A 24,006-nucleotide genomic window follows, 5' to 3' on the forward strand; every position below is an offset into this window, starting at 1 on the left:
GGGAGGGCTGAACGATGCGATACGAAACGATCAAGGTAAGCGAAGCCGGCCGCGTGGCGACTGTCACGCTCGCGCGTCCCGACGTGCGCAACGCGTTCAACGAGACGACGATCGCCGAGCTGACCACCGCGTTCGAATGGCTCGACGCGCACGAAGGCGTGCGCGCGATCGTGCTCGCCGCGGAAGGCGCGGCGTTCTGCGCGGGCGCGGACCTGAACTGGATGAAGAAGATGGCCGGTTACTCGGACGACGAGAACCGTGCCGATGCGCGCAAGCTCGCGCGGATGCTCGAGGCGATCCATCGCTGCGGCAAGCCGGTGATCGCGCGCGTGCATGGCGACGCGTATGCGGGCGGCGTGGGCCTGGTGGCGGCGGCCGACATCGCGATCGCCGCCGACGGCGTGAAGTTCTGCCTGTCGGAAGCGCGGCTCGGGCTGATCCCCGCGACGATCGCGCCGTACGTGGTGCGCGCGATGGGCGAGCGCGCGTCGCGCCGCTACTTCACCACGGCCGAGGTGTTCGACAGCGCGCGTGCGGCGTCGCTCGGCTTCATTCACGACGCGGTGCCGGCCGATGCGCTCGACGAAACCGTCGCGAAGCTGGCCGTGACGCTCGTCGCGAACGGCCCCGACGCGGTGAAGGCGTGCAAGCGGCTCGTCGCCGACGTCGCCGGCCGGCCGCTCGACGCGACGCTGATCGAGCAGACCGCCGACTGGATCGCGCGCACCCGCGCCGGCGCGGAAGCGCGCGAAGGGATTGCGTCCTTCCTCGAAAAGCGCACGCCGTCGTGGCGTGAATGATCGCGCAGCGCGCGTGACCCCCTCTTTCCGGACGACACCGAAGCCATGTTCGACAAGATTCTGATCGCCAACCGCGGCGAAATCGCGTGCCGCGTCGCCGCGACGTGCAAACGTCTCGGGATCGCGAGCGTTGCCGTCTATTCCGACGCGGACGCGAACGCGAAACACGTGGCCGCATGCGACGAAGCCGTGCACATCGGCGGCTCGGCCGCCGCGGACAGCTACCTGCGCATCGAGCGCATCATCGAAGCCGCGCGCGCCACCGGCGCGCAGGCGATCCACCCCGGCTACGGCTTTCTGTCGGAGAACGAAGATTTCGCGCATGCGTGCGAAGCGGCCGGCATCGTCTTCATCGGGCCGCCGGTCGACGCGATCGCGGCGATGGGGTCGAAGGCCGCCGCGAAGGCGCTGATGCACGCGGCGGCCGTGCCGCTCGTGCCCGGCTATCACGGTGACGACCAGGACGCGTCCAACCTGCATCGCGAAGCCGACGCGATCGGCTATCCGGTGCTGCTGAAGGCGAGCGCGGGCGGCGGCGGCAAGGGGATGCGCGTGGTCGAGCGCTCCGACGATTTCCCGGCGGCGCTCGCATCGTGCCAGCGTGAAGCCGCGAGCAGTTTCGGCAACGATCGCGTGCTGATCGAGAAATACCTGACGCGCCCGCGCCACGTCGAGGTGCAGGTGTTCGGCGACACGCACGGCAATACCGTGTACCTGTTCGACCGCGACTGTTCGGTGCAGCGCCGTCACCAGAAGGTGCTCGAGGAAGCACCGGCGCCCGGTTTGCACGACGATGTGCGCCAGGCGATGGGTGAAGCGGCCGTCGCGGCCGCGCGTGCGGTGAATTACGTCGGCGCGGGCACCGTCGAATTCATCATGACGGGCGAAGCGTTCTACTTCATGGAAATGAACACGCGCCTGCAGGTCGAGCACCCGGTGACCGAGATGGTCACGGGGCTCGATCTCGTCGAATGGCAACTGCGCGTCGCATCGGGCGAGCCGCTGCCGCTGAAGCAGGACGAACTGCGCGTGCAGGGGCATGCACTCGAGGCGCGCCTGTATGCGGAGAACCCGGCGCGCGGCTTCCTGCCGTCGACGGGCACGCTGAAGCACCTGCGGCTGCCGGCCGGCGTCGAGTTCGCGATCGGCGCATCCGTGCGCGTCGACAGCGGCGTGCGCGAAGGCGATGCGATCACGCCGTTCTACGATCCGATGATCGCGAAGCTGATCGTCCATGGCGCGGACCGTGCGGAAGCGCTGAGCCTGATGCTGCGCGCATTGCGTGCCTGTGAAGTGGTCGGCCTGCACACGAACGCCGCGTTCCTGCAGCGGATCGTTGCGTGCGCACCGTTCGCGACGGCCGATCTCGACACGGGCCTGATCGAGCGCAACCACGACGCGCTGTTCGCGCCGCAGGAGCCGCCGCGCGCGATGCTTGCGCTCGCATGCGCGGCGCTGCTCGCGCGCGAACGCGGCGCGACCGCACAGGGTTCGTCGCCGTGGGGCGCGCTGCCGGACTGGCGGCTGAACGGCGGCTATCGCCGCACGCTCGAATGGCACGCGGCCGAGCGCGAAGCGGACGTGACGGTCACGTACGAGGACGACGGCGCGGGTACGCGCCTCGCGATCGGCGACGCCGCCGCGCAGCCGTTCGCGTGGACACGTGGCGCCACGCCGCTCGATTTCGACGTGACGCTCGGCGGCGTGCGCAGCAGCGGCCGCGTGTATGCGGACGGCGACCACTTCCACGTGTTCACGCAGGGCGTGGGGGAGACGTTCGAATGGCGCAACCTGCTCGCGCATGCAGGTGACGTGGAGCAGGGCGGTGGCCGCCTGACCGCGCCGATGCCCGGCAAGGTGATCGCGGTGCTGGTCGAGCCCGGCCAGAAGGTCGAAGCCGGCACGCCGCTGATCGTGATGGAAGCGATGAAGATGGAGCACACGATCGGCGCGCCGAGCGCGGGCGTGGTCGCGGAAGTGTTGTTCGGCGTCGGCGACCAGGTGTCGGATGGCGCGCAGTTGCTGATGATGGCGGAAGGCTGAGCAGCGCTTTCGTCGTACACGGGCCGGCGGCTGCCGGCCCGCTCAAACCGCGACCGCGTCGCGATTCACCGCGCGCCGGTGGTTGCGACGGCACCGCCTGGATCGCATCGACAAGCGGCAGCAGTACGAAGCTTTCGATTGAATTACGCACTCGCTGGCGCTGATGACATGTCGTGCCGCATATTCCGCACCATGCGTGTTTTTGCCCGCATGCACAGCGATTTTCTCCCGCCACACGACACCATCGTGTAACACGTCGAAATTAGCATCTCGCCGTCGATATGACCGGTGCGCACCCGCGCCTGTGTCACGTCATCACATCCACGGAGAGACGTTATGCGAAACTCGGCCCTACGGCCCTTCGCGGTCGCTGGTCTGATCGCGCTGACCGCACTCCTCGGCGCCTGCAACGACGACGTGACCGCACCCGCCGCACCCGTCGCGCAGCAGAAGGCCGCCTGCGGCGGCGGCGTGGTCGCCACCGCGCAGATGCACTGCCCGCCCGGTTTCACCGCACCTGCCTCCTCGCCCGCTTCCTGATCCCGGCCGTTTCCACCAGAAATCCAATCAAGAGCAACCAGCATGGCCACCCATTCGCGACGCGACTTTCTGAAGTTCTCGGCCGGCCTCGCCGGCGCGACCGCCGCCACCGCACTGCTGCCGGAATCGATCCGCAAGGCGCTGGCGATCGAGCCGAACACCGTGACGGGCACGATCCAGGATGTGCAACACATCGTCGTGTTCATGCAGGAGAACCGTTCGTTCGACCACTACCTCGGCCACCTGAGCGGCGTGCGCGGCTACAACGACCGCTTCCCGGTCACGCTGCCGAACGGCAAGCCGGTGTGGTTCCAGCCGCGCCAGGAAGACACGTCGAGCGTGATCGCGCCGTTCCGCTACGACACGACCAATCCGGGCGTCAACGCGCAATGTATCGGCGGCCTGCCGCATACGTGGGCGACGACGCACGGCGCGATCGACAACGGTCGCGCGGACCAGTGGGCGGTGCAGAAGTCGAACATGACGATGGGCTACCACGTCCGCGACGACATCCCGTTCCATTACGCGCTCGCGGATGCGTTCACGGTGTGCGACAACTACTTCTGCTCGATCCCGGGCAACACGCACCCGAACCGCATGTACCTGATGACGGGCATGGTCGACCCGCTCGGCACGGGCGGCGGCCCGCTCCTCGACAACACCGACTACATCGACAACCCGTTCGACAAGATCAAGCTGCCGCCTTTCAACTGGACGACCTACCCGGAACGGCTCGAAAAGGCCGGCATCTCGTGGCAGATCTACCAGCAGGGCACCGGGTTCGACAACTTCACCGGCAACTACGGCACGAACATGCTCGCGTGCTTCAACAACTTCGTGAACGCGCCGGCCGGTTCGTCGCTGCAGACGCGCGGGATGAGCACGCGCCCGATCACGCAGCTGAAGGCCGACGTGCAGGCGAACGCGCTGCCGCAGGTGTCGTGGCTGCTGCCGCCGGCCGCGTATTCGGAACATCCGAAGTTCACACCGCTCTACGGCGCGTACTACCTGTCGACGATTCTCGATGCACTGACGTCGAATCCGGACGTATGGAGCAAGACCGTCCTGCTCATCATGTATGACGAGAACGACGGCTTCTTCGACCATGTCGTGCCGCCGTCGGCGCCGACGTTGCCGGGCTCCGGCATGAGCACCGTGGATGTGTCGCTCGAGCGGCACAACGTCGTGACCTCGACCCAGACCGGCACGTACACGGCCGACAACCTGCCGTACGGCCTCGGGCCGCGCGTGCCGATGTTCGTGGTCTCGCCGTGGTCGAAGGGCGGCTTCGTCTGCTCGCAGGTCTTCGATCACACGTCGGTGCTGCAATTCATCGAGAAGCGCTTCGGCGTGATGGAAACGAACATCTCGCCGTGGCGCCGCGCGATCTGCGGCGACCTGACGTCGGCGCTCGACTTCTCGAAATCGGATGCGACGCTGCCGACCCTGCCGAGCACGCAGGCGTATGTCGCGCAGGCGGATCTGCAATGCTCGCGCGCGTCGTCGCAGACCGCGCCGGCCAGTACCGCGCAACAGGTCGTGACCGCGCAGGAACCCGGCACGCGGCCGGCGCGCGCGCTGCCGTACGAACTGCACGTGACCGGCCAGCTCCAGGCGCAGGGCTATGCGCTGACGTTCGCGAATACCGGCACGCAAGGCGCGCACTTCTGGGTCTATACGGGGGACGCGACCGCGATGCCGCGCCGCTATACGGTCGAAGCGGGCAAGCAGCTGACCGATACGTGGGCGCTCGACGCGAACGGCAACTACCTGGTGAGCGTGTGGGGGCCGAACGGTTATTTCCGGCGCTTCGCGGGTTCGGCCGCGGCCGATGCCGGCGCGAAGCCTGAAATCACGCCGTGCTACGACACGGCCAACGGCGACGTGTACGTGACGATCGCCAACGCGGGTACCGGCACGCTCACGGTCACGGCCACCGATGTCGCGTACGGCGGCGCACCGCGCACGCTGACGGTGCCGGCCGGGCAGCGCGTCGAGGCGCACTGGGATCTGTCGTGCAGCAGCCACTGGTACGACCTGCAGTTCGCGGTGGCGGGGAATGCCGGATGGACGCGCCGGATCGCGGGGCACGTCGAAACCGGCAAGCCCAGCCTCACCGACCCGGCCGCCGTCGCGCCGACCATCACGGCGATCTGACCGTAGCCCGTGCGTGCCTTCGCGGGGCCGCGTCCGGCTTCCGGCACCGCGAATGTGCAGTCAATCGTGAAAAAGGCGCCGTGAGGCGCCTTTTTCATTCGTCGTGCAAGCAGGATGCGTCGAGGTTGGATCGCATCACGCGCGTGAAATCGGATCGGGTGAAATACCGCAAATTGGTCGCCATCGAGTTTTTCCATGTACCGGGTGTCATGGCGCGTCAGGTTGACCGGCTGGCGCATTTTTGCATTCCGCGTGCTGACCATCCCTGACAGTATGCGGCCGGCGCTCCGCTAGAATGCCGGCTTGCCGCCGGCGAGCGCCGCTTGACGCGGGCGGCGCATCGCGCGCTACACTGCGTCCATTCCATCCCCATCCAATCTTCCATCCTGCCGACGATGACGTCTCCTGCCCTGAACGGCCTGCGCATCGGTATCACGATCGGACTGCGTGCCCCCGACGAAAGCCTGTGGATCAACGGCATCAAGCAGAACGCGTTGTTTCTCGCGAAGCTGCTGATGGCGTCGCCGCACGGCTACCGCGTCACGCTGGTCAACACCACCGATGTGCCGCTCACGGACGCGCTGCCGTGGGATCGCAACGTATTCGACACGCGCGCGTTCGACGACATGAAGGATTCGCTCGACGTGGTGATCGAGCTCGGCGGCCAGGTCAACGGGGAGCAGACGGCCTACCTGAAGGCGCGCGGCGCGAAGCTCGTCAGCTACTGCTGTGGTGTCGAGTACATCAACGTGATGGAGTCGATGCTGTTCGGCCGCCGGCTGTGGGATTCGCTGTTCATCAACCGCGGCTACGACGAGGTGTGGGCGATTCCGCAGATCGCGCCCTCGTCGCTGCCGTTCCTGCAGTCGCTGCGCCGCTGCCCGGGGCGCGTCGTGCCGTTCGTGTGGGATCCGATGTTCCTGAGTGCGCGCGCCGCGCCGCTGCCCGAGCACGGTGAATACCGGCCGCGCAGCGAGCCCGGCAAGCGGCTGACGGTGATGGAGCCGAACCACGACGTGGTGAAGTTCTGCGTGTATCCGATGCTGATCATCGACGAAGCGTATCGCCGCGATCCCGACGCGATCTGCTTCACGCACGTGACGAATGCCGACCGCCTCGCACACGACAGCCCCGAGTTCGTGATGCTGATGAACTACCTCGACATCGTGCGCGCGGGCAAGGCGAGCTTCGTCGGGCGCTTCGATACGCCGCTGTTCCTGGCCGACCTGACCGATATCGTCGTGTCGCACCAATGGTCGAACCCGCTCAACTATTTCTATTTCGACGTGTGCTGGCAGGGCTATCCGCTCGTGCACAACGCGAGCCTCGCGCCCGATCTCGGCTACTACTATCCGGACAACGACGTGCAGCAGGGCGCCGATGCGCTGCTGCGCGCGCTGCATACGCACGATGACGACTGGGAAGCGTATACGCGGCGCCAGCGCGAGATCCTCGGCCGCTATACGTCGGCCAATCCCGCACTCGTCGCCGAATACGACGCGCTGCTGGCGAATCTGGTCGGCGCATCGGCCGCATAAGGCGCGATTTTTCGCGCGACGCACACCGTCGCGCCGAATCCCGCCATCGGGATTGTCCCGCCCTCATGTCTGACGAATGGATGCCGTTAAAAAAGAAACCGCCGAACCCGATCGGTTCGACGGTTTTTGAAGGCACGAATTTGACGGCTCCGAGGGAAGTCCGTCGAAAATCATTTTATAGGTTAACAAGTATTTAAGATTGTTAAAAATGGTCCGGTCGATAATCGTCATATGAATTAAATTGGTATTATTGATTCAATGTGGTTGGATTCCAGGTTGGAAATTCAATAATTCGTTTGAAACAATAAAATTGAATGCTGCGACGATCGAATGACGTGCGGCGGCCGATTTTCGACCCGGGAAAAACCGGGTGGCCGGCCACCTGGGCGCGCTTGGCAGCGGGCAAAGACACAAGACTTTCCGGGCCGGTATTTATCTGATTAATTGATAATTTCCTGATTTCCTGATTTCCTGATTTCCTGATTTCCTGATTTCCTGATTTCCGAGATCCGTAAGTTGCGAGGAAATCGAGTCGGATCGGGTTGTTTAGGTGCGACGAATAAACAGTATCTGGGTCGGGGGTTCCGTAATTTGCGTTAATGTGACCTGTCGCACATTCGGTATCGTGCACACATGGTGTATTTCCAGTAACTGAATATCGTTGAAAAATATCGAATTTGACGGCGCGCCGAAGCGAAAAGTACGCTCCCGGAAAAGATCGACATAACAGGATAGGCCGGGTAGGCGGCGGAGCGCGTCATGGTCGGCTTGCTCCGCATGTTTGTTGAGGTCGAGCCGTGATTGGCGGCTCGCCATTTGCCGGAGCGCCGGATGAATGCGGTCGAAGCTCGCCAGGAGGCGAATCGGGAAGCGAATCGTGACGAAATCTATCTCGTGTTCGGCACCCCCGACGATCATCCCGACCTTGCGTCGGTACGCAGTTTCGTGGAAAGCCGGCTCGGGTTCGCACAAGAGCCCGTGTGCCGGGCCGACCTGTCGGGTGGTGTGCTGTACCAGGAATGCCTGGCGCGATTGCGGTGGGGTGAGCGTGATGCGCTGCCGCCGGTCGCGTTCCTGCCGCGCCTCGAGGCGCTCGGGCTGATGCGGTGGTTCGACCGGCTCGTGGTCGGCCGGACGATCGACGCGCTGCGTGCCGATCCGGCTGCCGTCTACGGCTGCAACGTGGCGGCGGCGAGCGCGGTGGTCGACGACGCGTGGCTGGCCATCTTCAGGCGGCTCGAGCGCGAGCCGTCGGTCGCGGCGCGCCTGGTGGTCGAGATCACGGAGACGGGGCCGCTGAATCCCGTCGCGGGGCGCTCGTTCGTGAACCGCTTCCAGCAGGCCGGGTGCCGCATCGCGATCGACGATTTCGGTGTCGGCTTCAGCGCATTGAACAACCTGGTGGTCGGCAATCCCGACATCGTGAAGCTCGACCGGTCGATCCTGTCGATGATCAAGCGCAACGCGATCGGGCGTTACCAGTTCCGCCGGCTGATCGCGTTCGCGCATGAAGGTGCGCGACACGTCGTCGTCGAAGGCGTGGAGAGCGAGGGCGACCGGCAGATCATCGTGGATGCCGGCGTCGCCTGGGCGCAGGGCATCCGTTTTTCGTGGCGGTCGCCGGCCGCCGCGTGACGGTGTGGGAACAGGCGAGGTGGCGTGCATGATGCGCGCCGATGTCGGGCGTGATCGGCGCGTGGCCGGAATGAATCGCAAAGGGGCTGAGCATGGCAGGGACGAAGGCCGGAGGCGGAACGGGCACGCAGGCGGCCGGTGCGCGCGACCTCGTCGCGATCACCGAGCTGGCCGACATGCTGTGGCAACTGGGCGCGGAATCGACCGATGTGCCGATCGACGTCGCGCCGTATCTCGACGGCCTGACAGCCATTGCGCGCCGCATTCAGCGAATGAAGCCGCTCGACGCCGGCGGCCGCGAGCTGGCGGCGCGGCACTATTACGCGGCCGTCATCGCGGGTGCGTGCGGCGACGATTCGGCCATCGCGCGTGGCGTATCCGACGGCCTCGTCAGGCAATCCGGCGGCGCCAGCCGGCCGGTGGCGCATTGCTTCGCGGTGCTCGCGCGGATGGGGCGGCGGCATGGCCGCACGTTCGCCGCGCAGAGCGGTGATCGGGTGCTGGTCTAGCGCCCGTTCACGCCAGTCACGGGCCCTGGCGCAGCGCGAGACGCGCGCCCCGCGTCGACATCGTCCGCACGCCGCGGCCCCCGATCCGCATCCCGTCGATCAATCCTTCCCGAATCCGCCGAGCACGAACGCCATCGCGCGGTCGACCGCGTCGTCCCATTGCCCGACGCGCGCAGCGCGCACGATCCGGATGCCCGGATAGAGCGCGGTGCGCGAGCCGGTTTCCCAGCGCGCGTCGGCTTTCGGGCTGAGCAGCAGCACGGCCGGCACGCCGAGCGCGCCGGCGAGATGGATGTGCGCGGTGCAGGTGGTCACCACGGCATCCAGCGCCAGCATCAGCCCCGCCAGGTCGCTGAAGTCGCCGATCGCGTGATGCGGGAACGTCACCGGCAGGTCGGATTGCTCGGACTGCGCGGACAGGTCGCGGTTGATGCAGTACGCGGCGTGGCCATGCATCCGCGTCAGCGGCGCGAAGTCGCGCAGGCTGGCCGCGCGATGGAAGCGCGCGTCGCTTTCGTCGCGTCCGCGCCAGTTGAGCCCGATGCGGCGCGTGCCGGCGGGATGGCCGTCGCGCGACACGCGTTCGCGCCACGCGGCCGCGTGCTCGGGCGGGCACGACAGGTAGGCGGCCGCCGAGCCTGCGGGCGCCGGCGCGTAGCCGAACTGCGCGGCGAGCATCAGGAACGAACACCAGTAGTCGTGCGCGAGCGGCGACGTGTCGACCCATGCGCCATGTGCGCCGACGAATTCGAAGTGCGGGAACGTGTGACGCAGCAGGCCCGTCAGCGCGTCCGGCACGACGACGGTCACGCTCGTGCAGCCGAGTGCGCCGAGCGCAGGCAGGTAGCGCGCGTACTGGAGCTGGTCGCCGACGCCGCCGTAGCTGAGCACGAGCAGCCGCTTGCCTTGCAGCGGCTGGCCCTGGTAGAGCCGCTCCGTCGGCAGCCCGAACTAGTTGGCCGTCAGCACGTTTTCGCTGGCGATGGTGGCGCGGGCGGCCTCGTCGCGCCGGCCGGCGCGCAGCAGCAGCGCCGAACGCGCGAGTTCGATACGCCCGCGCGTCGCGTCGGGCAGGGCGGCAGGATCGCCGAAGCGTTCGAGCGCCGCGAGCCCGGCTTCGGGTGCGCCGGCGAAGCCGTAGCACGACGCGAGCTGCAGCGCGATCGCATCGTCGTCGAGCCCGCGGCCGCGCGCACGCTGCCAGCGGTCGATTGCATGGCCCCATTCGCCGCGCGACTCGTGGTCGAGTGCGAGATTCCAGTTCGTTTCGGGCGCCTCGGCGTCGGCGGTTGTCGCTGTCGCTGCCGGGAGCGCCGTATCGTTTTCCGCCGTCGATGTGACGGCGAGCGGTTCGCCCGAGATGATCAGCTTCTGCCGGTCCCAGCGCGGGTTCGGCACACACAGCATGTTCAGGCCGTCGATCCGGTAGAACGTATAGTCGAGGCCGGCGAACGTGGCGATGATCGGCGCCTCGCCGACTTTCCAGTATTCGATCCAGCACCACGGCAGATGCGTCTCGATCAGCCGGCGCGCGCCGCGCAGCGCGTCGATCTCCATCCCTTCGATGTCGAGCTTCAGGAAATCCAGCCGAGGCAGCCCGAGCGAGTCGAGCCGCACGACGGGTGTCGGCGTGCCGCCGTCGGCCTGCCCGTCGACGAGCGAAACCTGGCCGAAGTCGGCTTCCTGTCCGTAATCGACGTCGGGCACCTTCATCGTCCCGTTGGCGCTGGCGAGCCCCATGTTCAGCAGATGGACGTTGTCGAGCTGGTTGAGCGCGACGGTGCCGCCGAGCGCATGGAACAGCGTGCGCTGCGGCTCGAACGCATACACGCGGCCGCCGCGCGCCCGCAGCCGGTGCGCGATCGGCACGCACACGAGCCCTGCATTTGCGCCGCCGTCCACCGCGATCGCATCGTCCGGCAACTGGTCGATTACGTGCAGGATCGTGTCGAGCTCGTCCTGGATGTGCGGCCGGCCGGTCTTGATCAGCGCTTCGGCCTGAAACGCGCAGTGCCGGTTGATGACGAACGGGCCGTGGATCGAATCGATCACGACGAAATTGCGGACGGTCTGATTCATGGGCGGGGCGTGTGCGAAGGAGGTCAGCCGAGTGCGCGGCCGTCGAACAGCTGCCGGATCTGCGCGGAATATGCGTGGACGTTGTGCTCGGCGAGCGTGTCGACCTGGTGCAGGCAGCGGCGGGCCGCGGCCGCGTAGTCGTCGAGCCGCCCGTCGTGCGTCTGCGCGGCGGTCGCGATCGCACGCGCCGCATCGAAGATCTCGAAGTCCGGGTAGTAGTAGCCGACGTCGCGCAGGAACGGCGAGTTGTGCACGAGCGGATAGTTGCCGTACAGCGCGTCGTACAGCAGGTAGTTGAGGCCGTTTTCCCAGTGATGGGACACGACGATGTCGGTGTGATGCGCGGCCCATGCGACGAACGGCGCGCGCACGTCGGCGGTGGCCTTGCCGTCGCGCACCATCTCGAGCCCGAGCGCGAGATGCTTGAAGGCGACGTTTTCCTTCTTGTCGAACGTGTTGGTCATGAACACGTGCTCGACGAGCTCCGGATGCTCGACGTAGCACGCGTTCGCGGCGAGCATCGGCACGATCGCGCTCTTCACGACGTTCAGGTTCGGTTCGAAGAACGCGATGCGCTTCGCGGTGCCGTGATTGCGATAGCCGAAGCGCACTTTCAGTTCAGGATCGGCGTCGAGGCTGCGTTCGATGAAATACGGCGACCAGATGTGCGGCAGCTCGATCACCGGCGCGCGATAGACGGCCTGGAAATACGCCGCGCACGTGTGCATGTGCTGCGGGTTGGTCCAGATCTCGTCGAACTGCACGCGGTTCGGGTTCGGCCGCCACTGATTCTTCTCGAAGTTGATCGTCTCGACCGCGATCACGTAGTCGTTGCCGAAGCGGTACGACACGCACTTGCCGCCGCGCCGGCGCACGGCATCCGTGTGGGTCTGATCGACGAACGCATTCATCTCGATCAGCAGGTCGGTCTGGTGGACGACGGCCGACAGCGGCCGCAGCGCGTCGCCGAACGCGTCCATCATCAGCGCTTGCGGATAGTCGGTGATGCCGTCGTCGTGCGCGAGCCAGACCTCGCCGATCAGCGGCGACTGCTTCAGCAGCATGTACAGGAACACGCAGTGCTGGTTCGCGCCGTTGTACCAGATCGACTGCGTCGCGTCGCGCTGCACGTTCATCGTTATCGCGACATTGAGTTTCATCGGATGCTCCGTCGGGGCGCGGCGCGCGGTTTATTGCGCGAAATTCTGCGACTGGCGCGGCACGTAGCCCGTCAGGTGCCAGCGGCCGTCATCTTCGAGTCGGAAGCTCAGCGTCTCGTAGACCGTCGCGCCGCTCGTCAGCGTGGTCGTGTAGTCGACGTTCGCGTAAAGCCCGTCGGGCGTCGTCGCCGCATTCGTGTAGCGGATGCGCGTGACCTGCGCCCAGCCGCGACGGCTGACCGTGCCGACCGACTGGCGTGCATGCTGCATGTCGGCCGCGAACTGGTCCTGCTTGATGCGCGCCTTCACGAACGGGGCCGCGTCGGTCCACACCGCGCCGTACTGGCCGGCATCGAGCTGCTTGAACACCGCATCCGAGTCGCGGAGCAGCGCGTCGGCCGATTCGCCGGCGGATTGCGCGTGCGCGCCGATCGCGATCGAAGCGACGGCGCAGCCGATCAGCCATTTGGCGCGGGTGAGGGGCGGGCGTGCGTTCATGTCGGAGTCCGGAACGGGCGGCGGGTCACGCGTCGCGATAGAGGGTGGCGATCGCGTCCGTGTACGCGGCGACGTTCTCGGGGTTGTAGATGCTGACGGCGCTGAGCACGTGCTTCGACTGCTCGCGGTACGCCTCGAGGTTCGCGTCGTGCTCGGTGAACGCCTTCAGCAGTGCGCGGCCGCCGGCCTGGCAGTCGAAGTCCGGATAGAAATACCCGGCCTTGCCGAGGAACGGCGAGTTGTGGATCAGCGGATAGTCGCCGTACAGCAGCTCGTAGTACAGGTAGTTCTGCGCGTTTTCCCACGTGTGCGACACCACCGCATCGCCGTACGCGGCCATGAACTCGTACACCGCATAGCGGCTTTCGAACGTCGTGATCCCGTGGTTCACGATGTCGAGGCTCTTCGCGAAGTGGACGAACGTCGCATGTTCCTTCAGGTGCAGCGTGTTGCACACGCGCACGAACTCGAGGAAATCAGGCTTGGCCCGATACGCTTCCTCGGCCACCAGCATCGGGATGACGCTCGTCTTCACCATGCAGATGTTCGGCTCGAACATCGTCACGCGCCAGCGCGGCTTGCCGGGCTCATAGCCGAACGACAGCCCGGCGCCGAGCGTCGCGCGCGCCTTGTCGAACAGCACCGGGTGCCAGATGTGCGGGACGATCGTGACGGGCGCGCGCAGGCCCGTCTGGTAGTAGTGCAGGCACGAGCGCTCGAACTCGGGGATCGTCCACACGGCGTCGTACGGCGCGCCCGAGAACAGGAAGCCCGACGGCTTGTCGAACATCGCGCGTTCGATGTCGATCACGTAGTCGTTGCCGACCCGCATCGTGACGACCTTGCCGCCGCGCTCGCGGAACGCGCGCAGGTAGTCGGCGCCGAACTGCGCGCTCATTTCGATCAGTACGTCGCAGCGCTGCAGCGCTTCGTCCATCGACAGCAGCGGCACGTCCCATTCGCCGAGCATCATCTGCGGATCGGCGACCTGTTCGCCGCCGTTCACCATCACGGCTTCCGCGACGAGCGGCGACTGGCGCAGCAGCAGGATCAGCAGCAGGCAGTTCTGGAAGATGCCGTTTTCCCACAGCGACTGGCCGGCGCCGCGCACGAACAGCGACACGCCGACGACGAGACGCTTGCCCTCGCCGGGCGCTTGACGGGCATTGGAGTCCGACATGCGTATGCTCCGGTTCAGGCGACCAGACGCGAGACGAACGCGTCGAGGTTCGCGGGGTTGTCGATCGAGACCGACTGCAGCAGCCGGCCGGCCTTCGTGCGGTAGTCGTCGAGGCGTTCGTCGTGATGCAGCCAGGCCTCGAGCAGCGCGCGGCCGCCTGCGGCGGAATCGAAGTCCGGGTAGTAGTAGCCGGCGTCGCCGATCAACGTCGAGTTGTGGATCAGCGGGTAGCCGCCGTACAGCACGTCGTAATACAGATAGTTCTGCCCGTTTTCCCAGTGATGCGACACGACCGCGTCCGCATGGCGCGCCATGAAGCCCGGCAGGTCGAGGCGCGGCTCGAAGGTCGCCTTGTGCTGGCGCACGAGGTCGAGGCTGTTCGCGAAGTGCACGAAGGTCGGATGTTCCTTCATGTGCAGCGCATTCACGACGAACATGTGCTGAACCGCGTCCGGGCGCGCACGGTAGAACTCGTCGCACGCCAGCATCGGGTAGTGGCAGGACTTGGCGACCGAGATGTTCGGTTCGAGCATCGCGAGGCGCCATGGGCGGGCGCCGGGCTGATAGCCGAACGTCGCGCCTTCCGCGGCGAGCGCGGTGATGCGGCGCTCGAGGAAGTACGGCGACCAGATGTGCGGCATCAGGTGGACCGGCGCGCGCAGGATGGTCTGCAGCATCGGCGCGGCCGTCTTGTCGTATTGCGGCAGCAGCCACACTTCGTCGAACGGCGCGCCGTTGAAGATGTGCCCCGACGGTTTGCCGAAGATCGGGGTTTCGCACAGGCCGGCATACACGTGCCCGCAGAAGAACGCGGCGATTTTCTTGCCGAGCGCCTTCATGTGCCTGAGCCATTCCACCGGCAGCTGCGCGCCCATTTCGATCACGACGTCGAGTTCGTGCGTGACGTCGGAGGGCTTCACGAGCGGGATGTCGAGGCCGTCGAGTTCGAGGCCGGCCGGCAGCGCGCTGGCGTCGCCGCCGTTCAGGAAGTAGACGGGGCCGACGCGATCCGAGCGCTTGAGCATCATCGCGAGGAACGCGATGTTCTGGTGTATGCCGTTTTCCCAGATCGCCTGGCCGTCGCGCGCAAACAGCGAGATGCCGACCGCCGGCCGTTGCTTGCGGGTGCCGCCCGAGGCGGCTTCATTGATGTCCGTCACCGGTTGGTTTCCTCTGCGGCGTCGTGCGTCCGGGCATCGCGTCGAGCGTCTGGCCTGGAAGCGGCGCGCCGTGGATTGTCATGGTTGCATGTGCGCCGGTGCGCCGCGGCGGGCGAATCGGGCGACCTGGTTCGCGAGGGCGGCAGCCGGTTTCCGGCGTGTCGTCGCGCACGCCTGGCACGGCGTGCGATTCGGGCAGGCTGCCCCGGCGACTGTCTGCGGCGATTGTGGCACGGAAACCACCGGTTTTGGCGGGGCGTGACGAACTTTGACATAGCCGTCGGCCAACGGAAACGGGCGCCGGCGAAGCGGCGCCCGGGCGGTCCGGCGGCGGTCGGGTGCGGGGCCGGCGCGGCGCTGGCGGCCGGCCGGACCGGGGCGCCGCGCGCGGCGGCGGCCCGCTCAGTGCTGCAGGCGGATTTCGACGCGGCGGTTGCTGGCGCGGCCTTCCGGCGTCGCGTTGGACGCGACCGGATCCGCCTTGCCGCGACCGGTGACCGTCAGCGAGTCGGTCTTCAGGCCGTGCGCCTTCAGGTACGCCGCGACGGATTCGGCGCGGCGCTTCGACAGCGCGAGGTTGTAGTCGTCGCTGCCCACCGAATCCGTAAAGCCGGTGACGCTCACCTGCGAGTACGTGTGGTCGGCGCGCTCGCTCAGCAACCGGTCGAGCGATTCGCGCGCGGTCGGGGCGAGCGTCGCGTGGTCGGTCGCGAACAGCGCATCGCCCGACAGGTTCACCTGTTCGACGACGGCAGCCGCCGGCGTGGCGGCCGATGCCGCTTCGGCCGGCGCCGCGCCGCACTGGAACACGAGCGTCGCGGGATCGGATTTGTCGCGCAGCGCGCGGGCCGAGTCGACGGCGCGCACCGGCTCTTCGCCGCAAATCTTGCGGGCGGCCTTCATGCAGGTCTGCGGGCCCGACAGCAGGCCGTGGCAGTCCACCTGGAAGGTCCGCACGCCGTCGCGCGGCTGCAGTTCGGAGGCGCTGAAGGTCGGGCCGGATGCGGTCGAGCACGCGGCGAGGGCCGTTGCGGAAAGTGCGAGCGCAAGAGCGAGTTTGTTCACGGTTACATCCTCAATGCTTGGGTTGACTGAAGCCCGCCACGGGTGGCGCGGCGGGCTCGTCCGGCCGTCGGGGCCGCCGCGGGCCGTCCGGCTGGCGAGCCGGGCGGCCTGGCGGCGCGACGCGTTACTTCCACTGGTACAGCATGCCGGCGCCGATCACCTTCTGGCCGCCGCTGAAGCCGCCGTTGATCGACGCCTTCAGGTTCTCCGTGATGCGAGCCTGCATGTTGACCGCCATCGCCTTCTGGCCGAGGAAGGTCGACGTACCCACGCCCATCCCGAAGTTGGCATCGCGATCGAGCTGCGGGATCGATGCCATCGCGCCGACGGCCGCGATACCCTGCTTCGCCATCTGGTCGGTCTGCTGCAGTTGCGAACCCAGCGAGTTGATCTGCGCCTGCTGGCCCGACAGTGCCGTCGACAGCGTCGTCTGCACCTGCGTCAGCTGGTTCACGTTCACTGCGTCGGTGCCTTGCGTACCCGGCGCGACGTTCGTGATCTGGCGCTGCTGCTGGTCGCTGCCGACCGACACCACGTTCGAGCGGCCGCCGTCGTTGGAGCCCGCGCCGATCGCCACCGAGTTCGAACCCGCGGTGACGACCGGAAGGTCGTTGCCCTTGCCGTTCAGGTCGGCGGCGACACCGTTGTTGTTGTTGGAGCGAATCGTGTTGTTGTTGATCGTCGTCGACAGCGAGTTCAACGTGTTGTTGATGTTGGTCACGCCGGTCGACAGCGAAGCCACGTTGCTGTTCGTCGTGCTCAGGCCGGTGGACAGCGAGCCGATGCCGGTCGAGGTCGACGTCGACAGCGAGTTGACGTTGCTGTTCGTCGTGCTCAGGCCCGTCGACAGCGAGTTGATCGCGGTCGACGTCGACGTGGACAGCGAGGCCACGTTGCTGTTCGTCGCGCTCAGGCCGGTGGACAACGAGTTGATGCCCGTCGACAGCGACGCGACGTTCGACGCGGTCGACGTCGACAGCGTGTTGATCGCGTTGTTCGTCGCGTTGAGCTGGCTGCCGTTGATCGCGTCCGTGCTGCTGGCCGAGATCCGGCCTGCGGCGACGTTCGTGATCTGGCGTTCCTGGCCCGGTGCGCCGACGCTCACCACGCCGACCGGCGAGCCGCCTGCGAAGGGGTACGTGACGCCGCCGATCGTGGCGCTCGACGTCGGGTTCGCGGCGCTCGTGACCGAGTTCGCGCCGAGTGCGATCGAGTTGGCGACGTTGGCCTGTGCGTTCGTGCCGAAGGCGAGTGCGTCGGCGGCGGTTGCCTTCGCTGCCGAGCCGTACGCTTGTGCGCCGGTGGCGCTTGCCGTGGCCTGGTTGCCGAGCGCGATCGTGTTGTCCGCGGTGGCCTGGTTCGAGCTGCCGAGTGCGAGCGCGCTCGCGCCGTTGGCCGTGTTCGCGTTGCCGAGCGCCACTGCGCCGTTGCCGGTCGCCGTGTCGTTCGCGCCCATCGCCACCGCGCCGGTACCCGTTGCGATGCTCGGGTCGCCGATCGCGACCGCGCCGTCGCCGGTTGCCGTGTTGCCGGAGCCGATCGACACGGCCTTGCCGCCCGTTGCCGATGCGTTCTGGCCGATCGCGACCGCGCCCGCCGTCTGCGCGTTCGAGCCGTCGCCGACCGCGACGCTGCTGGTGCCTGCCGCGCTGGCGTTCACGCCGGCTGCGAGGGCGTTGGTGCCCGTTGCGCCCGTGTTGTCGTAGTTGGCTTGCTGCACGCCGTTGTCGTTGACGCTGTAGTAGTGCGTCTTCGCGGCGTTGATCGCGGTCGAGGTCGAGGTCGACAGCGAGGTGATCGAGCTGGTCGCCGACGACAGGCCCGTCGAGGTCGAAGTCGACAGCGACGTCATCGAACTATTCGTCGAGCTGAGGCCCGTGGACAGCGAACCGATCGAGCTGTTGGCCGACGAGAGGCCGGTCGAGGTTGAGGTCGACAGCGATGTCACCGAACTATTCGTCGAGCTGAGGCCCGTGGACAGCGAACCGATGGAGCTGTTGGCCGACGAAAGGCCGGTCGAAGTCGAGGTGGACAACGACGTGATCGAGCTATTCGCCGAGGAAAGGCCCGTCGAAGTCGACGTCGACAGCGACGTCACCGAACTATTCGTCGAGCTGAGGCCGGTCGACAGCGAGCCGATCGAGCTGGTGGCTGACGAAAGGCCGGTCGACGTGGAGGTCGACAGCGAGGTGACCGAGCTGTTGGTCGAGCTCAGACCGGTCGACAACGAGCCGATCGAGCTGTTAGCCGAAGACAGACCGGTCGACGTGGAAGTTGACAGCGAGGTGACCGAGCTGTTCGTCGACGACAGGCCCGTCGACGTCGAGGTCGACAGCGAATCGATCGAGCTGTTGGCTGACGAGAGGCCGGTCGACGTCGAGGTCGACAGCGAATCGATCGAGCTGTTGGCCGACGAGAGGCCGGTCGACGTCGACGTGGACAGCGACGTGATCGAGCTGTTGGCCGAGGACAGACCGGTCGACGTGGAAGTCGACAGCGACGTGATCGAGCTGTTCGCCGAAGACAGGCCGGTCGAGGTGGACGTCGACAGCGAGGTGATCGAGCTGTTCGCCGAAGACAGGCCGGTCGACGTGGAAGTCGACAGCGAGGTGATCGAGCTGTTCGCCGACGAAAGGCCCGTCGAAGTCGACGTCGACAGCGACGTCACCGAACTATTCGTCGAGCTGAGGCCGGTCGACAGCGAGCCGATCGAGCTGTTGGCCGACGAGAGGCCGGTCGACGTGGAGGTCGACAGCGAGGTGACCGAGCTGTTGGTCGAGCTGAGGCCGGTCGACAACGAGCCGATCGAGCTGGTAGCCGACGAAAGACCGGTCGACGTGGAAGTCGACAGCGAGGTGACCGAGCTGTTCGTCGACGACAGGCCAGTCGACGTCGAGGTCGACAGCGAATCGATCGAACTGTTGGCCGACGAGAGGCCCGTCGACGTCGACGTGGACAGCGACGTGATCGAGCTGTTGGCCGAGGACAGACCGGTCGACGTCGAAGTCGACAGCGACGTGATCGAGCTGTTGGCCGACGACAGACCGGTCGAGGTCGAGGTCGACAGCGAGGTGATTGAGCTGTTCGCCGACGACAGGCCCGTCGAAGTCGAAGTCGACAGCGACGTCACCGAACTATTCGTCGAGCTGAGGCCGGTCGACAGCGAGCCGATCGAGCTGTTAGCCGAAGACAGACCGGTCGACGTGGAAGTCGACAACGACGTGATCGAGCTGTTCGCCGACGAGAGGCCGGTCGAGGTGGAGGTCGACAGCGAGGTGATCGAGCTATTCGCCGACGACAAGCCGGTCGAGGTCGAAGTCGACAACGACGTCACCGAACTGTTCGTCGAGCTGAGGCCCGTGGACAGCGAACCGATCGAGCTGTTTGCCGAAGACAGGCCGGTCGAAGTCGAGGTGGACAACGAGGTGATCGAGCTATTCGCCGACGACAGACCCGTCGAGGTCGAAGTCGACAGCGACGTCACCGAACTATTCGTCGAGCTGAGGCCCGTGGACAGCGAACCGATCGAGCTGTTAGCCGAAGACAGACCGGTCGACGTGGAAGTCGACAACGACGTGATCGAGCTGTTGGCCGACGACAGGCCCGTCGACGTCGAGGTCGACAGCGAGGTAATCGAGCTATTCGCCGACGACAGGCCGGTCGAGGTCGAAGTCGACAGCGACGTCACCGAACTGTTCGTCGAGCTGAGGCCCGTGGAAAGCGAACCGATCGAGCTGTTAGCCGAAGAAAGACCGGTCGAAGTCGAGGTGGACAACGAGGTGATCGAGCTATTCGCTGACGAAAGGCCCGTCGAAGTCGAAGTCGACAGCGACGTGATCGAGCTATTCGCCGACGAGAGGCCGGTCGAGGTCGAAGTCGACAGCGACGTCACTGAACTATTCGTCGAGCTGAGGCCCGTGGACAGCGAACCGATCGAGCTGTTGGCTGACGAGAGGCCGGTCGAGGTGGAAGTCGACAACGACGTGATCGAGCTGTTTGCCGACGACAGACCCGTCGACGTGGAGGTCGACAGCGAAGTGATCGAGCTGTTAGCCGAGGACAGACCAGTCGACGTGGAAGTCGACAGCGACGTCACCGAACTATTCGTCGAGCTGAGGCCCGTGGACAGCGAAGTGATCGAGCTGTTAGCCGACGACAAGCCGGTCGAGGTCGAAGTCGACAACGACGTCACCGAACTATTCGTTGAGCTGAGGCCCGTGGAAAGCGAACCGATCGAGCTGTTGGCCGAAGACAGACCGGTCGACGTCGAGGTGGACAACGAGGTGATCGAGCTATTCGCCGACGACAGACCCGTCGAGGTCGACGTGGACAGCGACGTGATGGAGCTGTTAGCCGACGACAGGCCAGTCGACGTGGAAGTCGAGAGCGAGGTGATGGAGCTGTTAGCCGAAGACAGGCCGGTCGAAGTCGAGGTGGACAACGACGTGATCGAGCTATTCGCCGACGACAGGCCCGTCGACGTGGAGGTCGACAGCGAGGTGATCGAGCTGTTAGCCGACGAGAGGCCGGTCGACGTCGAGGTCGACAGCGAGGTGATCGAGCTATTCGCCGAGGACAGGCCCGTCGAGGTCGAAGTCGACAGCGAGGTTACCGAACTATTCGTCGAGCTGAGGCCCGTGGAAAGCGAACCGATCGAGCTGTTAGCCGAGGACAGGCCAGTCGAAGTGGAGGTCGAGAGCGACGTGATCGAGCTGTTAGCCGACGAGAGGCCGGTCGACGTCGAGGTCGACAGCGAGGTGATCGAGCTGTTAGCCGACGAGAGGCCGGTCGACGTGGAGGTCGACAGCGAAGTGATCGAGCTGTTAGCCGACGACAGACCCGTCGACGTGGAGGTCGACAGCGAAGTGATCGAGCTGTTAGCCGACGACAGGCCCGTCGACGTGGAAGTCGACAGCGAAGTCACTGAACTGTTGGTCGTGCTCAAGCCCGTCGACAGCGACGAAATGGCGCTGGTCGCGGTGTTGACCTGTTGGGCGACCGAATAGAGTTGGCTGCCGTTGATCGCGTCGGTACTGGTCGACGTTACCTGGCCAGCGGCGACGTTGGTGATTTGGCGCTCGTTGTTGAGGCTACCGACGCTAACGGTGCCGACCGGCGTGGTGCCTGCGAATCCGCCGAACGTGACGCCGCCGACGGTCGCGCTGCTCGTGGCAGTGGCCGTGCCGGTCTGCGAATTTGCGCCGAGCGCCACGGAGTTGCTGTTGCCGGCGGAGGCGCCGTTGCCGATGGCAATGGCATTCTTGGCGCTGGCGACGGCGCCGGTGCCGATGGCGACAGCGTCGGTGCCGGTCGCGGTGCTGTCGGCGCCGGTCGAGTTCGCGTGGAAGTACTTGATGCCCTGGCTGTTGATGTTGTTGATCGCCGAGCCGACGCTGTTCGCGGTCGACGTCGTGCCGTTCGCGTTATAGGTCGTGTACGCCGGTGCGGAAACGGTCCCGGTCGTCGGGTCGTACGTGGACCCGCCGCCGAGTGCCGACGCCGTGCTGGTACCAAGGTTGTTGGTCTTGGTCGTAATCGTGCTCAGGCCGGTCGACGTGGAGGTCGACAGCGAGGTGACCGAGCTGTTGGTCGAGCTCAGGCCGGTCGACAGCGAGCCGATCGAGCTGGTAGCCGACGAAAGACCCGTCGACGTAGAAGTCGACAGCGAGGTGACCGAGCTATTGGTCGAGCTCAGGCCGGTCGACAACGATCCGATCGAGCTGGTAGCCGACGACAGACCCGTCGACGTCGACGTGGACAGCGACGTAACCGAGCTATTGGTCGACGAAAGACCGGTCGACAGCGAGCCGATCGAGCTGGTGGCCGACGAGAGGCCGGTCGAGGCCGAGGTCGACAACGACGTAACCGAGCTATTGGTCGACGAGAGACCGGTCGAGAGCGAGCCAATCGAGCTGGTGGCCGACGACAGACCCGTCGACGTGGAAGTCGACAACGACGTAACCGAGCTATTGGTCGACGAGAGACCGGTCGACAGCGAGCCGATCGAGCTGGTGGCCGACGAAAGACCCGTCGACGTGGAAGTCGACAGCGAAGTGATCGAGCTGTTCGCCGACGACAAACCGGTCGAAGCCGAAGTCGACAGGCTCGTGATGCTCGACGTCGTCGTGCTCGCGACCGAGTAGAGCTGGCTGCCGTTGATCGCGTCGGTGCTGGTCGCCGTGACGAGGCCGGCTGCGACGTTCTGGATGCGGCGCTCGTTGCCCGCCTGCCCGACGCTAACCACGCCGCCTGCCGCGCCCGCGCCCGCGAAGTTGCCGAACGTCTGGCCGCCGATCGTGGCGTTGCTGACGGTGGTGGTGCCGCCGGACGTCGTTGTTGCCGCGCTGGTCGTCAGGGAGTTGTAGCCGAGGGCGACCGATTTGGCGACGCTTGCCGTCGAATTCGAACCGATTGCCGTCCCGTAGGTACCGGACGCCACGGCTGCGGCGCCTACGGCGACCGCACCGGCGGCGCCGCTGGCCGTCGAGCCGTTGCCGAGTGCGAGCGCGTCCGTGCCGCTCGCGATCGAGGTGGCGGCGAAGCTGCCGGAGTTGCCGAGCGAGATCGCGCCGGTGCCGGTTGCTGTCGACGAATTGCCGACGGCGATCGAGCCGTTGGTGCCAGTTGCCACCGCCGAACTGCCGAGCGCCACGGAGCTATTGGTTGCCGTGCTGGTGTTACCGAGTGCAACCGAGCCCGTACCGCTTGCCGAGTTGCCGTTACCGATGGCAACCGCGCCGTCGCCACTGACCGTCTGCGAGCGACCGATCGCCACGGCACCGCCGGTCGCGGAACCGCTGTTGGCCGTCGTGCCGGACGAGCCGATTGCGACGTTCTGGCCCGTCGCGCCGGAGATGACGCCGTCACCTTGTGCGATGCCATATGCCCCATTGACGGTCGCGCCGCGGCCGAGTGCGATACCCGACGTGGCGGTCGATGCGACGGACGACTGTCCGCCGATCGCGATGCCGTCCGAGGCGGCCGACTGCGCGCCCTTCGTTGCGTTGCTGCCGATTGCGATCGAGCCCGCGCCCGACGCGAGCGTCGAGTTTGCCTGCGAGAGCGGCGTCGTGCCGTTGCCGCCCGCGCCGCCGATCGCGACCGAGTTCAGCGCGCTCGCCGTCGAGCCGAAGCCGAGTGCGGTTGCACCGGCGCCGCTGGCGGTGGTTTCGAGGCCGGCCGCGACGCCCCACAAGCCGGCCGACGACTGCATCCCGGTGGCAACGGCGCCGTTGCCGGTCGCCTGTGCGAATGAGCCATATACCGTGACACCGGTCCAGCCGTTGCCGTTGGAGTTACACCCGGCCACGACCGAATACGTACCGGAGCCGTCGCCGGCCTGGTTTTGCGTGCCGCCCGGGTTCACGCGGCCGACCGCGCCGTTGCTGCCCGTAAAGCAGGTCTGCTGTGTGTTGAGCGTATTGGCCTCGGCGAGCCCCGGCAGGCTGATCGCCAGCGCTGCGACAGCAGCGACCACGACAGCCGACTTGTTCGGCTTGCCCCGTGCCGAATCGTGTTCCGATGCCGCGACCCAGGCGCCAAGTGCTTCGTTCCAGATCGAGCGGTATGTGCGGTTCATGTCCTGCTACCTCCAAATGTGCACGCCACACACCGGTCTCTTTTGTTAGAGGAATACTCCGTG

The 24,006-nt window shown here is 66.3% G+C and carries 17 protein-coding genes; 8 read left to right on the forward strand and 9 right to left on the reverse strand.

Going from position 1 to position 24,006, the window contains the following annotated elements:
* Positions 1-14 precede the first annotated feature (14 nt).
* The 6 genes from CFB82_RS20565 (at position 15) to CFB82_RS20585 (ending at position 7,078) form a co-directional block, all read left to right on the forward strand.
* On the forward strand, positions 15-800 hold the full coding sequence (locus CFB82_RS20565; protein WP_089485068.1) for an enoyl-CoA hydratase/isomerase family protein: 786 nt from the start codon (positions 15-17) through the stop codon (positions 798-800).
* A 45-nt stretch (positions 801-845) separates the two neighbouring features.
* Positions 846-2,843, forward strand: a complete 1,998-nt coding sequence (locus tag CFB82_RS20570) for an acetyl/propionyl/methylcrotonyl-CoA carboxylase subunit alpha (RefSeq protein WP_089485069.1) — start codon at positions 846-848, stop codon at positions 2,841-2,843.
* Between the two features lie 336 nt (positions 2,844-3,179).
* Positions 3,180-3,383 carry a hypothetical protein gene (locus CFB82_RS20575; protein ID WP_039339629.1) on the forward strand — a complete coding sequence of 68 codons (204 nt, stop codon included), beginning with the start codon at positions 3,180-3,182 and terminating at the stop codon, positions 3,381-3,383.
* A gap of 42 nt (positions 3,384-3,425) precedes the next feature.
* Positions 3,426-5,540: a phosphocholine-specific phospholipase C gene (locus tag CFB82_RS20580; RefSeq protein ID WP_089485070.1), complete on the forward strand. Its 2,115-nt coding sequence runs from the start codon at positions 3,426-3,428 to the stop codon at positions 5,538-5,540.
* Between the two features lie 125 nt (positions 5,541-5,665).
* Positions 5,666-5,809: a hypothetical protein gene (locus CFB82_RS43320; protein ID WP_174946204.1), complete on the forward strand. Its 144-nt coding sequence runs from the start codon at positions 5,666-5,668 to the stop codon at positions 5,807-5,809.
* A 126-nt stretch (positions 5,810-5,935) separates the two neighbouring features.
* The gene (locus CFB82_RS20585) at positions 5,936-7,078 is read left to right on the forward strand and encodes a DUF2827 domain-containing protein (RefSeq protein WP_069252464.1); all 1,143 of its coding nucleotides are present in this window, start codon (positions 5,936-5,938) and stop codon (positions 7,076-7,078) included.
* Positions 7,079-7,325: 247 nt separating this feature from the next.
* Here CFB82_RS20585 and CFB82_RS42325 read toward each other — a convergent pair whose 3' ends face one another.
* Positions 7,326-7,709 carry a hypothetical protein gene (locus CFB82_RS42325; protein WP_143750946.1) on the reverse strand — a complete coding sequence of 128 codons (384 nt, stop codon included), beginning with the start codon at positions 7,707-7,709 and terminating at the stop codon, positions 7,326-7,328.
* A 200-nt stretch (positions 7,710-7,909) separates the two neighbouring features.
* Between CFB82_RS42325 and CFB82_RS20590 the strand changes: the two genes are divergently transcribed.
* On the forward strand, positions 7,910-8,713 hold the full coding sequence (locus CFB82_RS20590) for an EAL domain-containing protein (RefSeq protein ID WP_089485071.1): 804 nt from the start codon (positions 7,910-7,912) through the stop codon (positions 8,711-8,713).
* 92 nt (positions 8,714-8,805) lie between these two features.
* Positions 8,806-9,222, forward strand: a complete 417-nt coding sequence (locus CFB82_RS20595; protein WP_089485072.1) for a hypothetical protein — start codon at positions 8,806-8,808, stop codon at positions 9,220-9,222.
* A gap of 99 nt (positions 9,223-9,321) precedes the next feature.
* Here the strand turns inward: CFB82_RS20595 and CFB82_RS44040 are convergent, their stop codons facing one another.
* From CFB82_RS44040 to CFB82_RS42330, 8 genes are all read right to left on the reverse strand, one after another.
* Entirely contained in the window at positions 9,322-10,113 is a 792-nt protein-coding gene (locus CFB82_RS44040; protein ID WP_256990394.1) for a hypothetical protein, read from the reverse strand.
* Between the two features lie 60 nt (positions 10,114-10,173).
* The gene (locus tag CFB82_RS44045; RefSeq protein WP_256990395.1) at positions 10,174-11,301 is read right to left on the reverse strand and encodes an FkbM family methyltransferase; all 1,128 of its coding nucleotides are present in this window, start codon (positions 11,299-11,301) and stop codon (positions 10,174-10,176) included.
* A 23-nt stretch (positions 11,302-11,324) separates the two neighbouring features.
* Complete coding sequence (locus CFB82_RS20605) at positions 11,325-12,461, reverse strand: DUF2827 family protein (protein ID WP_089485073.1); 1,137 nt, start codon at positions 12,459-12,461, stop codon at positions 11,325-11,327.
* A gap of 30 nt (positions 12,462-12,491) precedes the next feature.
* Complete coding sequence (locus CFB82_RS20610) at positions 12,492-12,959, reverse strand: DUF4019 domain-containing protein (RefSeq protein ID WP_089485074.1); 468 nt, start codon at positions 12,957-12,959, stop codon at positions 12,492-12,494.
* Positions 12,960-12,984: 25 nt separating this feature from the next.
* A complete protein-coding gene (locus CFB82_RS20615) occupies positions 12,985-14,139 on the reverse strand; it encodes a DUF2827 domain-containing protein (RefSeq protein ID WP_089485075.1) in 1,155 nt (384 codons plus the stop codon).
* Positions 14,140-14,153: 14 nt separating this feature from the next.
* Positions 14,154-15,299 carry a DUF2827 domain-containing protein gene (locus CFB82_RS20620; protein ID WP_069252457.1) on the reverse strand — a complete coding sequence of 382 codons (1,146 nt, stop codon included), beginning with the start codon at positions 15,297-15,299 and terminating at the stop codon, positions 14,154-14,156.
* Positions 15,300-15,701: 402 nt separating this feature from the next.
* The gene (locus CFB82_RS20625; protein ID WP_089485076.1) at positions 15,702-16,364 is read right to left on the reverse strand and encodes an OmpA family protein; all 663 of its coding nucleotides are present in this window, start codon (positions 16,362-16,364) and stop codon (positions 15,702-15,704) included.
* A 124-nt stretch (positions 16,365-16,488) separates the two neighbouring features.
* Entirely contained in the window at positions 16,489-23,943 is a 7,455-nt protein-coding gene (locus CFB82_RS42330; RefSeq protein WP_143750951.1) for an ESPR-type extended signal peptide-containing protein, read from the reverse strand.
* Between the last annotated feature and the right edge of the window lie 63 nt (positions 23,944-24,006).

It is taken from the genome of Burkholderia sp. HI2714 (assembly GCF_002223085.1).
Classification (GTDB): Bacteria; Pseudomonadota; Gammaproteobacteria; order Burkholderiales; family Burkholderiaceae; genus Burkholderia; species Burkholderia lata_D.

Excerpts from the sequence above, each read along its gene's own strand:
- CFB82_RS20565 (WP_089485068.1), top strand. The coding sequence starts at position 15 with ATGCGATACGAAACGATCAAGGTAAGCGAAGCCGGCCGCGTGGCGACT.
- CFB82_RS20570 (WP_089485069.1), top strand. The coding sequence starts at position 846 with ATGTTCGACAAGATTCTGATCGCCAACCGCGGCGAAATCGCGTGCCGC.
- CFB82_RS20575 (WP_039339629.1), top strand. The coding sequence starts at position 3,180 with ATGCGAAACTCGGCCCTACGGCCCTTCGCGGTCGCTGGTCTGATCGCG.
- CFB82_RS20580 (WP_089485070.1), top strand. The coding sequence starts at position 3,426 with ATGGCCACCCATTCGCGACGCGACTTTCTGAAGTTCTCGGCCGGCCTC.
- CFB82_RS20585 (WP_069252464.1), top strand. The coding sequence starts at position 5,936 with ATGACGTCTCCTGCCCTGAACGGCCTGCGCATCGGTATCACGATCGGA.
- CFB82_RS20590 (WP_089485071.1), top strand. The coding sequence starts at position 7,910 with ATGAATGCGGTCGAAGCTCGCCAGGAGGCGAATCGGGAAGCGAATCGT.
- CFB82_RS20595 (WP_089485072.1), top strand. The coding sequence starts at position 8,806 with ATGGCAGGGACGAAGGCCGGAGGCGGAACGGGCACGCAGGCGGCCGGT.
- CFB82_RS44045 (WP_256990395.1), bottom strand. The coding sequence starts at position 11,301 with ATGAATCAGACCGTCCGCAATTTCGTCGTGATCGATTCGATCCACGGC.
- CFB82_RS20605 (WP_089485073.1), bottom strand. The coding sequence starts at position 12,461 with ATGAAACTCAATGTCGCGATAACGATGAACGTGCAGCGCGACGCGACG.
- CFB82_RS20610 (WP_089485074.1), bottom strand. The coding sequence starts at position 12,959 with ATGAACGCACGCCCGCCCCTCACCCGCGCCAAATGGCTGATCGGCTGC.
- CFB82_RS20615 (WP_089485075.1), bottom strand. The coding sequence starts at position 14,139 with ATGTCGGACTCCAATGCCCGTCAAGCGCCCGGCGAGGGCAAGCGTCTC.
- CFB82_RS42330 (WP_143750951.1), bottom strand. The coding sequence starts at position 23,943 with ATGAACCGCACATACCGCTCGATCTGGAACGAAGCACTTGGCGCCTGG.